This is a genomic window from Arenibacter sp. 6A1 (genome assembly GCF_012272855.1).
Lineage (GTDB): Bacteria > Bacteroidota > Bacteroidia > Flavobacteriales > Flavobacteriaceae > Arenibacter.
The window spans coordinates 44,206-57,863 of the sequence record NZ_JAAXCQ010000011.1 but is presented as its reverse complement, the minus strand read 5'-3'; the positions used below and the strand labels follow the sequence as shown (position 1 = coordinate 57,863).

The following is a 13,658-nucleotide window of genomic DNA, read 5'->3' as shown; positions in this document are numbered from 1 at the left end:
AACCGAACTGTCATTAATGAAGGACGAGTTGGTAAAGAGGATTATAGCGACATGGAAAGAGAATACTCTAGCGCTATATACTGAGACAAGCCTTTAGTTAGGATTAGATTGGATTGTTTTTTCCCAGCATTGTACACCAAATGAAAATAGAAAAGGACGTACCCCTACGTCCTTTCCTTTAAATTAAAAACAGTTCGGTTACATTCAAACTAACAAACCAACAAATAACAAACTAGTTTTTAACCTTTCTTATGAAACTTAAATATAATGACAAAAAATAGATTTAAAGAATTTATTTACATTTTTTACAGTTTTATTTTATGTTTAATGAAGTGTATTATTCCTTACCTAATCTTTCTTAGCTAGAAAAACACTAAACACACCCTCATTATCAATCACATAAGGTTATTTCACGATTAATATTCGGTGATTTTCAATTATTTGTAAGAAAAGTGTATTTATCCTCTAAAAGGTATAAGGCCTAGGCTAAATAATTGCATTAATTGAAGTAATTTTGTCCCCATGGTAAGAAACATTCAACTAAGAACCACTTTAAGGGAAGAACCCATAGAGGGAATCCTAACAAAGAAAGCTTCAAAATATTTGGGCGTCGATATAGCGGACATTACAGCGGTAAAGGTCCTCAAGAAATCTATAGACGCTCGAAAGGCTACCATTTACTTTAATTACAAAGTATCGGTATATATAAGAGAGGCCGCTCCTGAGAAAAGCGATTATATCTTTGAATATAAGGATGTTTCCAAAGCCAAGGAAATTCATATTATAGGTTTTGGACCTGCAGGTATGTATGCGGCCCTGCGTTGTATAGAATTAGGGTACAAACCCATAGTTTTAGAACGCGGTAAAAACGTACAGGATCGCCGACGCGATTTAAAGGCCATTAACCAAAAACATATTGTCAACGAAGATTCTAACTACTGCTTTGGGGAAGGCGGTGCCGGCACCTATTCTGACGGAAAGCTATACACCCGGAGTCTTAAACGAGGAGACGTACGCAGAATTTTCGAAAACTTGGTATTCCATGGTGCCACCCATGAAATATTGGTCGATGCCCACCCTCATATTGGGACAAACAAGTTACCAAAATTGGTAGAAAACATTCGGGAGACCATCATAAAATTTGGCGGAGAAATCCATTTCGAATCCAGGATGGTCGATATCATCCTTAAAAACAATGCCATCCAGGGTATTGTCTTGCAAAACGGCAAGGAAATGGGAGTATCGCGTCTAATTTTGGCCACGGGCCATTCTGCCAGGGACATTTACGAGCTCTTGCACAAAAAAAATATTGCCATACAAGCGAAATCCTTTGCTATGGGGGTAAGGGTAGAACACCCGCAACACATTATCGATAGCATCCAATACCATTGTTCCGGATCGCGAAATGAGCTGTTACCGGCAGCCTCTTATAGTCTTGTCGAGCAGGTAAAAAACAGGGGTGTTTATTCATTTTGTATGTGTCCGGGCGGATTCATAGTTCCGGCGGCAACGGCACCGGGAGAAGTGGTGGTCAATGGTATGTCGCCTTCCAAACGAAACAACCTATATGCCAACTCGGGTATCGTCGTAGAAATTAATGTAGATGTAGATATCCCGAAATACGAACGTTTTGGCCCTTTAAAAGGATTAGAATACCAAAAGAACCTAGAGCGTCTTGCCTTTACCTCGGGTGGCCGCAGCCAGGTGGCCCCTGCCCAGCGATTAACAGATTTTGTCGAAGGGAAGCTTTCCCCGAGTTTAAATCCGACCTCCTATCAGCCGGGATTAAAATCGGCGCCCTTACATTCCCTTTTACCAAAACTTATCGGTAGCCGACTACGCGGTGGATTTATGGCTTTTGGAGAAAAAATGAAGGGATATTATACCGAGGAGGCCAATATTGTCGGGGTAGAATCTAGAACCTCATCCCCGGTAAACATTCCGAGGAATGAAAATTTGGAGCATCCAGAGATCCATGGGCTTTTTCCGTGTGGTGAAGGCGGTGGTTACGCCGGGGGAATAGTATCGGCTGCCATGGACGGAGAACGCTGTGCAGAGGCTGCGATAGTGGGACTATAATACCATTAAATAGATTTATCCAAACTATTCGCCTACCTTTGCCACATATTTTTCATAATACATGACATTCACAGACTTAGGCATTACTGCCCCAATCCTAAAGGCTCTTACGCTCGAAGGATATACAAATCCAACTCCAATCCAAGAACAATCTATTCCTATTTTACTGAAAGGCAAGGATTTATTGGGTTGTGCACAAACAGGTACCGGTAAAACGGCTGCCTTTTCTATTCCTATCATTCAACAATTGATCCAAGACCGTCAGGAGAATGGCGGTCCTAGAAAAGTTAGAGCGCTAGTGGTTACCCCAACCAGGGAACTGGCCATACAGATCGGTGAAAATTTCACCTCCTACTCCCGCTTTACGGATATTCGAAATACGGTAATTTTTGGTGGTATCAAACAAGGCAGACAAACAGACGCTTTAAGAAAAGGAGCCGATGTGATTATTGCAACCCCAGGAAGATTATTAGATTTAATGAACCAGGGATTTATTTCCTTACGCGACATAAAGTATGCCGTGTTAGATGAGGCCGACCAAATGTTGGACATGGGCTTTATCCACGACATTAAAAAAATAATCGCCAAATTACCAGCGGACAGACAGTCGCTTTTCTTTTCGGCAACTATGCCTCCAGCGATCGTAGAACTTTCCCAAAAAATTCTTGGCGATTTCGATAGGGTTACCATTAAACCACAACAGGCTACGGCCGAAAAGGTAGAACAGGCTGTTTATTTTGTTACTAAAAAAAACAAACCAGAATTGCTTATTCACCTTTTGGAAAAAAACCCAAACGATTCTGCCTTGGTTTTTTCACGCACCAAGCACGGAGCCAATAAAATTGTAAAACAATTGGCAAAAGCCGACATTAAGGCCGATGCCATACATGGTAACAAATCCCAAACTGCAAGGCAAAGGGCTTTGGGCGACTTTAAGGACGGAGCGCTAAAAGTATTAATTGCTACGGATATCGCCGCAAGGGGGATTGACGTAGAGGAATTGGCCCTAGTGGTCAACTACGATTTACCCAATGTTCCGGAAACCTATGTTCACCGAATCGGTAGAACAGGAAGAGCTAGCGCCAGTGGGGTTGCCATTTCCTTTTGCGATGCAGAAGAAAGGCCTTACCTTAAAGATATACAAAAGTTAATCAATCAACAGGTGCCGGTAATTTCCGATCATCCTTTTGTTGACGATACGGCTAGCGAAATTCCTTTAGAGAAAAAGAAATCGCATCACAACAGAAACAAAAAACGTCCGGTGAATGCCAAACACAGAGGTGGTGGAAGCAGGACCAACAGCCGACGCAGTGACAACGGAAGACCTAAAAGAGACTAGTTCCTTTTTCGTATACTGAATAGAACCCAAGACCGGAGCATACCTTATGTATCCTCCTGTCCTGGGTTTTTTATTTCTAATCCATGCCCCCTCTTTCCTGGCCCTTCACCATACACCTCCTTACCCATTGGTGTACTACTACCGGGACACAGGACTATATTATAATGCGTTAGGGACCGCAGCGGCATCCCCGCAGCAACGCAAGGGATATAGCGAAGTGCCCGACCGACGAAGGAGGGAACGCCCATATTACTACAGCAAGGGCTATAAGTATTGAAAGGCTACCTCCTATAATGGCTTCTTTTCACCCCATTCGCTGCCGTTTTAGAAAACAACTGCAATTTTAAATGGACAGTTTTCCATTGTCATTTTTCAGTAAAATCTAATCCTAGGATCAATAAATAATGGCCATGATTACAAACACCATGGCACTGCTTTTTTTAATTTTAGCCTTATATAAAACGTCAATAATTAGCACGTATTTAAAAAAATCAGGATATTTAACCTTTTAAAATAGATCTTAGGATTCTTAAACTTTACTATCTTGGTTATGAAAAACATTCTTGCTTCTTGTACTATTGTACTTATTCTTTTTTTGCTCCCTTCTTCGGTTGTTTCCCAAACGACCAATATTATTTCTTATAATATTAAATACGATAATAAAGGCGATGCCATCAACAATTGGAACGATCGAAAGGCTAGCTTGGTAAAGTTAGTACAGCATTACGAAACCGATATTCTAGGGATACAAGAGGGGCTACATCGCCAAGTTGATTATTTAGACAGTGCACTTCCCAATTATGATTATGTTGGTGTAGGAAGGGATGATGGTAAATCCAAGGGAGAATACACCGCTATTTTTTACAAGAGAGATAAGTTTAAGGTGCTACAATCAGAAACTTTTTGGCTATCGGACACCCCCGAAAAGGTATCTGTAGGATGGGATGCATCCATGGAGCGTATTTGTACTTATGCCTTGATGGAAAACGTAGCTACAAAAAAGCAATTTTGGGTTTTTAACACTCATTTTGATCATATAGGAACGCTAGCAAGGGCTAATTCTGCACAGCTTATCTATAAAAAGATCACCGAAATCAACACCAAAAACTTAGCGGTTGTCCTTATGGGCGATTTAAATTTAAGTCCAGAAGAGGCTCCGATACAATATTTAAAAAACTATCTGACCGATGCACAAGAAGTTTCAGAAAAACCGTTCTATGGACCGGTTGGCACTTTTAACGGCTTTGATTTAAACAAAATAGTAGACCAAAGGATCGATTATATATTTGTGCAAAACCTACAGGTATTGTCTTATGTGCATATCGATGACAAACTGGACAACAACAAACATATTTCTGATCATTATCCTGTACTTGTTACCATTGTAAATCCGTAAAGTACCATGTATACCCCATCACATTATAAGAATACGAACCTAGCAGAAGTAAAGGAATTTTTAAAACAAAATAGCTTTGGCATTCTGGTAAATCAACTAGAGGGACGCCCATGGGCAACCCATATTCCTTTAGAGTTAAGTGTAGACAAGGACGGCAATGATATTTTGGTAGGCCATGTCTCCAAGGCCAATCCACAGTGGAAATCCTTCAAGGATCAAGGAGAGGTGTTGGCTATTTTTAATGGCCCCCACAGTTATATTTCTTCTTCTTGGTACCAGGACGAGGAAGTCCCTACCTGGAACTATGTTGCGGTTCATGTGTATGGGATCGTAAAAATCTTGAGCGAGGCCGAAGTGCTGGCCTCCTTGCACCAATTGGTAGAGAAGCACGAAAAAGTGGCCAAAAACCCCATTTCCCTACACCATATGTCTGCTGAGACCATGAATCAGGTTCAAGGCATCGTAGGTTTCCAAATCGCTATTACGGAAATACAGGCCACTTATAAGCTTTCGCAAACCCGATCGCAAGACCATGCCAACATTATAGACGAGCTACAGCACCAAGAGCATTCAGGGGCTAGGGAAATAGCTGAAATGATGAAAAACAACACCAAAAAATAATGCAAAAGCCCGCTGGGCACCCACTATAACTGTCATAAAAATGAGCACAGAAAAAGAAAAGGAATTGGCCGCCAGGGCTGCCATAAAATATATTAAAGATGGGATGACCATAGGCTTGGGAACGGGTTCTACGGCTGCCCATATGATTACCGCCTTGGCAGAGGAGGTGGCCAAGGGACTGAACATCATAGGCATCCCCTCGTCTGAAAGCACTAAAGAATTAGCATTGGCCAATGGTATTCCCCTTACCGATTTCGCCAATATTTCGGCTATAGACATCAATATAGACGGCACGGATGAGTTTGATCCCTATTTACAACTTATAAAAGGTGGCGGTGGCGCTCTTTTGCGGGAAAAGATTCTGGCCTTTAATTCTAAACTAAATATCATTATTGCCGATTGCCATAAACAAGTCTCCCGATTGGGCAAGTTTAAACTCCCTATTGAAACCATTCCCTTTGCTACGCCGATTTTGATAAAAAAACTGCGCATAATGAACTTAAATCCAATCCTTAGGGAAAAGGACAACAGCCCATTTATTACCGATGAAGGCAACTATATTTTAGATTTGGACATCACCCATATAAGTAATGTAGCCCAATTGGAAAATACCCTAAAACAACTTCCTGGCATAGTAGAGACCGGACTGTTTTTGGATATTGCCGATATTGTTATAATAGGAAGGGGAGATACTACGGAGGTCTTTAAACGTTAAGGAAATAATAGATTGCTCTTAGCCCCCGTAAACAGCTTCTGGGTAAGCGGTTTCTAGCGACCTTAAATGGTGTGTATATGTTTTAAAACGTGATCTTTGAGGCCTTTGCTAATGGGAATTACTTTTCGTTTGATTTCCAAATGATGATCTGCTACCACATCTAATTTTGACATATTGACAATATAGGACCGGTGTACCCGTATAAAACCAGAGGCCATTAGTTCACTTTCTACCGTCTTGAGGGTTGTACTGATGAGATATTTTCCCGTTTGGGTCACAATATTGCTATAATTCCTATCGGCTTCAATATAGAGTATTTCATCGAGCAGCAGTTTTATCATTTTACCGTTGTGCCTAACAAATATCCGATCTTTAAGTACTTTTAAATTTTCGAGTTTGTGTAATTTATACCCTATATGGTCCTTTATCTGTTCGGCCACTAAGGCTATGGTCCTTTCTAAATGTAGGGAATTAAAAGGTTTGGGGATAAAGGCATAAGGGTGGGTACTTTTCGCCTTTGAAAAAGTAGCTTCACCCGTATTTGCAGTCAGGTACACAATAGCTATTTCCTGGGTTTGTTGAATCTTTTTTGCTGCTTCTATTCCGTTTATGGTGCCTTTAAGTAGTATATCCATAATGATAATATCGGGAGTATTTAGGCCTGCATGCATCACGGCTTCTTCTCCCCTCGATTCTATCCCAGTGACTTCATATCCCAAGGCTGTTAATTGCAGGGAAATATTTGCTGCGACGATCATATCGTCCTCTACAACCAAAATTCTAGTTTTTTCGAGTATCATAAGACAGCTTTTGGTTGTTGAAATTCAAAAGTCACGGAGGTACCAGCATTTTTATTCAGTCTCATTTCCCCATCCAATTGTTTTGCTAAAAGATGCATCAATTGGGTGCCAAAACCGCTGTCTGTTGTTCCCATGACATTGCCCATGCCCACCCCATCATCACTGACCCATAGTTTTAAATGAAGGGGTGTCTTTATAAGCCCAATGCTTATCGTGCCCCTTAAACCGTCTGGGAAGGCATGTTTTAGGCAATTCGTAAGCAATTCATTCACTAGTAATCCCAAGGATATTGCCATGTCTATAGGTAGGCTTGTCTTTTCCAATTCATATTTTATTAGCACCCTATCCGCTAGCCCGTAGGTATGGAGCATATAGGCACCCAAATTTTTAAAATAACCAGACATTTCAATAGCTTCGCATTGGTGTCCCTGACACAAATTTTGATGTATCATATTCATACTCTGAATGCGGGTCTGAAAGTGGTGAAGACTGTCTTTTAGCTTTTGGTCCTTTACGTAGGCTGCTTGCAAGGCAAGCAGGCTAGATACCACCTCAAAATTGTTCCTAACCCTATGGCGGATCTCTTGAATTAACAATTCTTTTTTTTGGACCTGTAACAGCAGAAAATGATTTTTCCTTCTACTTTGTATAATTTTCACAAAACCGACCAGCAATAAAAACAATAACAAGCCCAATAGACTTGGGGTTAGGACCAGGCCAGTAAATTGTTTCGGAACTTGATTGATTTGCAAGGGGACATTTCCTTCGTTTTCAAGTAGCCCTAATGCTGATGGTAGCAATCCTGTTACACTGCTGACTGCTGTGATGAAAATTTCTTTTTTAAAATCCAATTGATCCGATAAAGAAGGAAAGAGGTGCCTATCGTAAAAATCCCCCTTAAATGTGCCAATATCTTGTGGTATTACAAATTTATTCGCATCTGCCTTATGCTCCTTAAAGTCCGTACTATAACCAAAGGGAGTCACCGAAAAGATCAAATAACTTAGAAGGAATATGTGGACGAGTTTTCCCATTTCTTAATCATATATAATTAAAAAATCTGGGGATAATAAATATACGAATATTATTTCCAAATTCCACTTGGTAAATAAAATCCTTGCTTTGGACAAAAAAGCTATGTCTTCGTCCTTAACGGTTTAGTTATAGTGAATAAAATGTATTACTTAGAATACTCCAAATTCTAAAATCGCTTTTCAATCCTATAAGGGCTATTGCTATTATATGGATATATCAATTCCTCATTAGTAAAAGATCATAAAAACCCGTGGATTAGCTTTTCTAAAGGGATAAAAGTGCAAGGGAGGAAAATTTATAGTCCTCCTACCTTTTAAGAATGATAGTGCTTGCGAAGGGCCTCATTTTCCATGGCGTCACCCTATTCTCAGATCTAGGAAAGCCTCTTAGAACCCCTTAGCTATAATAGGATATCCTTAGAAAATGTCCTCCTTATAAATAACAATTTCGCAGATAAATTAGACAACCGTTAAAACAACGTACTATGGGAAGACAACTGATAAAATTCATTGGAGCATTACTGTTATTCCTGCCTTTGGGATCTGTCCAGGGACAGGAAGAGGAGGCCTCACAGGCATATTGGGTACACGAAGACCTAGTAAAGTTATCGATGGTATCCGAATATGAAAAAACGGTCAAAGAACTGCTAAACCTATTAAAAACACATGAGATACAAAGTTCGGGATGGATTACCCTAAATACTTATGACGCCAGCTATAGTTTTGTGTCTCCTATTAAAAGCATGGCAGATGTGCATCAGCAAATTTTTATGGAACTATCGGAAAAAGCCGGCAAAGAAAAGGTAAGCGAGATTTTTACGAGAATGGACAAATGCTATGATACCGAACTCGACTATATCATACATTTAGACAAGGAGCTCACCTACATGCCCTATGGAATTACCCAAACCCCAGAAGGGCAAAATTTCCGGACCATGCACTGGTTATATGTATCGCCAGGCAATAGGGCTGTTGTAAAAGAACATATGACAGCCGTAAAAGACCTGTTTACCAGAAAAGGATCGCCTGTACACTATAGGGTATATCGCAGTGGTTTTGGAACCGATGGCGAACATTATTTAGTAGCTATTGCGGCAAAGGATGCCCTACATTATGCCAGCCGAAGTATAGAAAACGACGAATTACTGGGAGATGAGGGACAAGCTGTTATGAGCGAGCTCTTTAGCAGCTTATTAAAGTACAAACAAAAGCAGGGTGAAATAAGACCTGATTTAAAATACGCCCCAAAATAAGCCAATGCGCAACCGTTAAAACCCGAATTCCTCTTACGGATAACAAGGGTAGCCACACCGTATTTAGGAAGTGTAGTCGGTAGCCAAAACTCGACAAACGAACGACCATGTCATGGTTTGAAATTAGAACTATACAACGAACTAAAACCTGAAGACCAGAAGTTGACGAAAGCTTTGGAAGTAACTTTTTGAGCCACCAATAGTACTCCGATTAGATAGATATAGAAACAACCACAAAAACAAGCAACCTAATGAAAACCATTATTTTACACGGACTAATGGTCCTTTTTTTTACAAGTTGCCAACCAAAAGAAATAACTCGATATACAAATACCTCTCCAGAGGTTAATGAAGTTCGGGAACTGGTAAAGGATTACAATGAAGGGAACTGGGAATCATGGCTGAGTCATTATGCAGATACGGCCATAGTGCGTCACAATACCATAGACCCCTCTACCCCTTTAGAAATTCAACAAGGCCTACAAAACAATTTACAGCCCTTGTCCAAGTACGGATTTTCGGATGAAGCTATGTTTTGTGAAATGATAATAGACGACAAAGGGCAAAAATGGGTGAATTTCTGGGGAACCTGGGAAGGCACCATGGCAGCCACCGGTGAAAAGCTTGTCATTCCTATACATCTTACCCTTCAATTTGTAAACGGTAAAATTGTATTGGAGCAGGGATACTATGATTTATCCAAATACCTGGCAGCCATCGAGAAATTGGATAAACAAAAACCGGGTAAAAAAGCAACTGCGAAAAACTAATCAATTCAGTTTGGCAACTAAAATAACTGCTTTTAATCGGATTTGTAGGGAATATCGCAACAACCTATACTATAATAAAATGTAGACCACATAAAATGACTTGCCAACATAGTGATTGGCACAGAAAAGCCATTCGTAGTTACGGTTATGTTGGGCGAGAAACCGAGCGTGACAATTCCCCTTTCAAAATACACTAGAATATGAACCTTTAAATAATAGATCTTATGAAAACAATAATGTATCTCGTATTACTCATTCCTTTAATGGTAATATCACAGGCTCCCAAGGAGTACAACGTCATTGAAAATGCCATGCTTACCGCAAATCCAGAAAAAATACAGGAATTTGAAAGCGGGATGGCAGCACACAACAAAAAATACCATGCTCAAGGTATATATGGGGCAAGGGTATATTGGATTGCAAACGGAAAAAACGCCGGTAAGTATGTTTGGGTGATGGGGCCCCTACCCTGGAGCGCCTTGGATACTAGACCTGCACAGGAAGGACATGACATGGACTGGAATACCAATGTGCTTCCATATATGCTCCCAGAAACCGAACAACACTATTGGAGGTTTCATCCCGAATTATCAAATTTCAGCAAGGATTTCACCATAAAAAACCTTTTGATATTTGTGGTCGATGTAAAGCGATTTAAACATATGGAATTTATGGAAGTCGTAAAAAAAGTACAAAAGGTATATTTGGAAAAAATGCCCGATCATCCCTATGGCATCTACATAAACGACATGGCGAATATGGAAGGAATGGATTTTGCATGGGTAGATTTCTTTGAAAAATCTGCTTGGATGGGAAACAGGGACTCCTTTCCCCTACATTTTGAAGAAGTGTATGGCTCTGGAAGTTTTAAGAACTTTTTAAAAGAGATTGAAGATACGACCAACGGGGAGTCTGAAGAGTTGTGGATTTACAAAGAAGCACTTAGCGGTCTTGGTGCAAAAGTTTTGGCAGCATCTAGGCAGTAAAGCAATGGAGCCCTATGTTCATTTAGGCTGGTACTGAAAAGTACCTCCTGGCCTATTTTTAAGCACCAATGGGGAAGCTAGGCTAATAAACCCATTTATGGCCTTCGTATTAAAAGAGCAATACCAAGGCTTATGACGCCCGAACCCCTGCTAAAAGCGCTTATAAAATAGTGAATCCGCTCATTATTAGAGCTCTTTTATCTTTCATATTTTACTAAAAATAAGTACATTAGAGTATAACACACTTAAAATAGTACATCATGGATACAATTAAGTCTTTAAACAAATGGGCCAATGCACATACTTATTATCCATTGGACCTGTTACGAGTAGCTCTGGGTGTATTTCTCTTTATAAAAGGAATCCAATTTATGTCCAATCCCATAGAAATGGCCGAAATATTCAGGCCATTCCAAAACATGCCTATGGGTATTTGGATAATGCACTATGTAGCACCTGCACATTTTATAGGCGGCTTTTTATTAGTCATCGGTTTGCTTACCCGTCTAACGGTATTAGCACAATTGCCTATCTTAGTAGGGGCCATATTGGTAAATTTCTTCGGAGAAATGAATGTTAACAACCTATTGTTGGCCAGTATCACCTTTTTGGTATGTGTTTTCTTTCTATTTTACGGATCGGGAAAACATTCTGCAGATTACTACTTAAAAATGCAACAATAGAAGTAGGTATTTACACCCATTCCTATTGTCGCATTATTTATATTTTTCCCTAGCAACTAGTCTTCTGACGTCTAGTGGGGGAAGTATGTTTAAAATCACCCCATATTTAAAGGGTAAAAGCCACTATCTGTCGAAAATGAAATCGTTTCAATTCCAATTTCTTTTGTACTAGGGTTGCTCTATTAATTTGGGCGTTCCCTCCTACGTCGGGCGGGCCCTTGGCTATATCCCTTGCGTTGCGGCGGGGATGCCGCCGCGGTCCCTAACGCGGGGTATCCCTTTCCTATTTCCTAATTAGTAACTAGTGGCAGCTTATATCTCTTCTGCCAACCAAGCTTTCATCATCCATACAGTTTTTTCCTGTTCGGTAATAAAATCGCTCATCATAGCATTGGTCCCCTCATCGGAAGCTTCTGCCGAGGTCTCTAATATGGCTCTTTCAATAATCAAAAGTTCCTGTAGGGAGTCGACTATTAACCGAATAGCCTCCTCGTCCTTTGAAATATTTTTTCCAACCGGAACCTTTGCATTGCTAATATAATCTTCAAAAGTATGATAAGGAACCCCGCCCAAAGTAAGAATACGCTCGGCGATCTCGTCTACTTTTATATTGGCATCTGTATACAGCTCCTCAAATTTAACATGCAAATCAAAAAATCTTTTTCCCCTAATATTCCAATGAATACCACGAAGATTCTGATAATAGCGCTGAAAATTCGCCAATAATTTATTTAAATCATCACTTACTACTTTAGACTTACTAGCACTGAGTCCTATACTATTTAATTTCATATGGTTGCTTTTTAAAGTTTCCTCCAAATTACATAAAAGAAATTAGGCTCGCTCCTAATCATCATCTATGATATTGATCTTGAAATAGTATTTACTTATACTAATAATAAAGATCCGCCAAAAATTCACTCATCCTACTACAGAACTAGACCTTCTAATAAGAATCGCCCTAAAATATTGGAGTAAACCCAAATCAGCATAGTTTTTACTGATAGTTTTCATATTTTTATTGTTTAAAATTATACTGAATGACCATAACACAATTACAATACGTATTGGCCGTTGCCGAACATCAAAATTTTACTTTGGCCGCAGAAAAAAGTTTTGTAACCCAGCCTACTTTAAGCATGCAAGTGCAAAAGCTCGAAGAGGAATTGGATATTATCATTTTCGACAGAGGAAAAAAACCTATTACCATTACCGAGGTAGGTCAGAAAATAGTGGATCAGGCCAAAAACATAGTGAATGAGGCCAACCGAATTAAGGATATTGTAGATCAGGAAAAAGGATTTATAGGCGGGGAGTTTATATTAGGCATAATCCCTACGATAATGCCCACCTTATTGCCCATGTTTTTAAAGACTTTTATAAAAAAATATCCGAAAGTAAATTTAATTATCAAGGAACAGAGTACCGAAAACCTTATCCGTAATTTACAGGATGGACATTTAGATGCGGCCATAGCCGCCACTCCATTAGAAATTGAATTTATCAAGGAAAGGCCTTTGTATTACGAACCCTTTGTAGGCTATGTACCTCAACTGCACCGATTGGAGAAAACAACCGAACTGGTCCCGGAAGACCTGGACATTAACGATGTGCTTCTGTTAAGGGATGGACACTGTTTTAGAGACGGAGTCATCAACTTATGTAATGCTTCTAAAAGTAATCTAAAAGAACAGTTTCAACTGCAAAGTGGCAGTTTTGAAACACTGATCAACCTTGCCAACGAAGGCTTGGGCATGACGCTTTTACCCTACTTAAACACTTTGGAGCTGGACGATAAAAAAAGGAAAAACCTCAAATTTTTTAAGGCCCCTTCCCCTGCTAGAGAAGTAAGTCTCATTTACCATAAAAGTGAACTTAAAATACAGATCACCGAGGCTCTTTACGATATTATCGCCAGTGTAATAAGAGGAGCTATCACTTTTCAGGATGTAAAGATTGTAAGTCCCCTTAATAAATAAAGT

Annotated in this window: 13 protein-coding genes; 10 read left to right on the top strand and 3 right to left on the bottom strand. The window is 39.8% G+C overall.

Annotated elements, in window-relative coordinates:
• Positions 1-522 precede the first annotated feature (522 nt).
• The 5 genes from HCG49_RS11535 (at position 523) to rpiA (ending at position 6,150) form a co-directional block, all read left to right on the top strand.
• Positions 523-2,079 carry an NAD(P)/FAD-dependent oxidoreductase gene (locus HCG49_RS11535; protein WP_168469692.1) on the top strand — a complete coding sequence of 519 codons (1,557 nt, stop codon included), beginning with the start codon at positions 523-525 and terminating at the stop codon, positions 2,077-2,079.
• Positions 2,080-2,140: 61 nt separating this feature from the next.
• A complete protein-coding gene (locus HCG49_RS11530) occupies positions 2,141-3,418 on the top strand; it encodes a DEAD/DEAH box helicase (protein ID WP_168469691.1) in 1,278 nt (425 codons plus the stop codon).
• 550 nt (positions 3,419-3,968) lie between these two features.
• Positions 3,969-4,814 carry an endonuclease/exonuclease/phosphatase family protein gene (locus HCG49_RS11525; RefSeq protein ID WP_168469690.1) on the top strand — a complete coding sequence of 282 codons (846 nt, stop codon included), beginning with the start codon at positions 3,969-3,971 and terminating at the stop codon, positions 4,812-4,814.
• A 6-nt stretch (positions 4,815-4,820) separates the two neighbouring features.
• Positions 4,821-5,435, top strand: coding sequence for an FMN-binding negative transcriptional regulator (locus HCG49_RS11520; RefSeq protein WP_168469689.1), 615 nt, complete (start codon positions 4,821-4,823; stop codon positions 5,433-5,435).
• A 40-nt stretch (positions 5,436-5,475) separates the two neighbouring features.
• Positions 5,476-6,150 (top strand): ribose-5-phosphate isomerase RpiA, encoded by a 675-nt coding sequence (gene rpiA / locus HCG49_RS11515; RefSeq protein WP_168469688.1) that lies wholly within the window; start codon positions 5,476-5,478, stop codon positions 6,148-6,150.
• 62 nt (positions 6,151-6,212) lie between these two features.
• On the opposite strand, the gene HCG49_RS11510 is transcribed toward rpiA, so the two are convergent.
• Positions 6,213-6,950: a LytR/AlgR family response regulator transcription factor gene (locus HCG49_RS11510; protein WP_168469687.1), complete on the bottom strand. Its 738-nt coding sequence runs from the start codon at positions 6,948-6,950 to the stop codon at positions 6,213-6,215.
• On the bottom strand, positions 6,947-7,984 hold the full coding sequence (locus HCG49_RS11505; RefSeq protein WP_168469686.1) for a sensor histidine kinase: 1,038 nt from the start codon (positions 7,982-7,984) through the stop codon (positions 6,947-6,949). The genes HCG49_RS11510 and HCG49_RS11505 overlap by 4 nt, the downstream gene beginning before the upstream one ends.
• Positions 7,985-8,469: 485 nt before the next feature.
• On the opposite strand from HCG49_RS11505, the gene HCG49_RS11500 reads away from it, so the two are divergent.
• The 4 genes from HCG49_RS11500 (at position 8,470) to HCG49_RS11485 (ending at position 11,676) form a co-directional block, all read left to right on the top strand.
• Positions 8,470-9,237 (top strand): hypothetical protein, encoded by a 768-nt coding sequence (locus HCG49_RS11500; RefSeq protein WP_168469685.1) that lies wholly within the window; start codon positions 8,470-8,472, stop codon positions 9,235-9,237.
• A 251-nt stretch (positions 9,238-9,488) separates the two neighbouring features.
• Positions 9,489-10,007, top strand: a complete 519-nt coding sequence (locus HCG49_RS11495; protein ID WP_168469684.1) for a nuclear transport factor 2 family protein — start codon at positions 9,489-9,491, stop codon at positions 10,005-10,007.
• Positions 10,008-10,231: 224 nt separating this feature from the next.
• The gene (locus tag HCG49_RS11490; protein ID WP_168469683.1) at positions 10,232-10,993 is read left to right on the top strand and encodes a hypothetical protein; all 762 of its coding nucleotides are present in this window, start codon (positions 10,232-10,234) and stop codon (positions 10,991-10,993) included.
• Positions 10,994-11,253: 260 nt separating this feature from the next.
• Positions 11,254-11,676: a DoxX family protein gene (locus tag HCG49_RS11485; protein WP_168469682.1), complete on the top strand. Its 423-nt coding sequence runs from the start codon at positions 11,254-11,256 to the stop codon at positions 11,674-11,676.
• Positions 11,677-11,988: 312 nt separating this feature from the next.
• On the opposite strand, the gene HCG49_RS11480 is transcribed toward HCG49_RS11485, so the two are convergent.
• Complete coding sequence (locus HCG49_RS11480; protein ID WP_168469681.1) at positions 11,989-12,468, bottom strand: Dps family protein; 480 nt, start codon at positions 12,466-12,468, stop codon at positions 11,989-11,991.
• Positions 12,469-12,716: 248 nt separating this feature from the next.
• Between HCG49_RS11480 and HCG49_RS11475 the strand changes: the two genes are divergently transcribed.
• Complete coding sequence (locus HCG49_RS11475; protein WP_168469680.1) at positions 12,717-13,655, top strand: LysR substrate-binding domain-containing protein; 939 nt, start codon at positions 12,717-12,719, stop codon at positions 13,653-13,655.
• Positions 13,656-13,658 lie beyond the last annotated feature (3 nt).

Bases quoted from the DNA above. Each gene is read 5' to 3' on its own strand.
- HCG49_RS11535 (WP_168469692.1), top strand. From the start codon at position 523: ATGGTAAGAAACATTCAACTAAGAACCACTTTAAGGGAAGAACCCATA.
- HCG49_RS11530 (WP_168469691.1), top strand. From the start codon at position 2,141: ATGACATTCACAGACTTAGGCATTACTGCCCCAATCCTAAAGGCTCTT.
- HCG49_RS11525 (WP_168469690.1), top strand. From the start codon at position 3,969: ATGAAAAACATTCTTGCTTCTTGTACTATTGTACTTATTCTTTTTTTG.
- HCG49_RS11520 (WP_168469689.1), top strand. From the start codon at position 4,821: ATGTATACCCCATCACATTATAAGAATACGAACCTAGCAGAAGTAAAG.
- rpiA (WP_168469688.1), top strand. From the start codon at position 5,476: ATGAGCACAGAAAAAGAAAAGGAATTGGCCGCCAGGGCTGCCATAAAA.
- HCG49_RS11510 (WP_168469687.1), bottom strand. From the start codon at position 6,950: ATGATACTCGAAAAAACTAGAATTTTGGTTGTAGAGGACGATATGATC.
- HCG49_RS11505 (WP_168469686.1), bottom strand. From the start codon at position 7,984: ATGGGAAAACTCGTCCACATATTCCTTCTAAGTTATTTGATCTTTTCG.
- HCG49_RS11500 (WP_168469685.1), top strand. From the start codon at position 8,470: ATGGGAAGACAACTGATAAAATTCATTGGAGCATTACTGTTATTCCTG.
- HCG49_RS11495 (WP_168469684.1), top strand. From the start codon at position 9,489: ATGAAAACCATTATTTTACACGGACTAATGGTCCTTTTTTTTACAAGT.
- HCG49_RS11490 (WP_168469683.1), top strand. From the start codon at position 10,232: ATGAAAACAATAATGTATCTCGTATTACTCATTCCTTTAATGGTAATA.
- HCG49_RS11485 (WP_168469682.1), top strand. From the start codon at position 11,254: ATGGATACAATTAAGTCTTTAAACAAATGGGCCAATGCACATACTTAT.
- HCG49_RS11480 (WP_168469681.1), bottom strand. From the start codon at position 12,468: ATGAAATTAAATAGTATAGGACTCAGTGCTAGTAAGTCTAAAGTAGTA.
- HCG49_RS11475 (WP_168469680.1), top strand. From the start codon at position 12,717: ATGACCATAACACAATTACAATACGTATTGGCCGTTGCCGAACATCAA.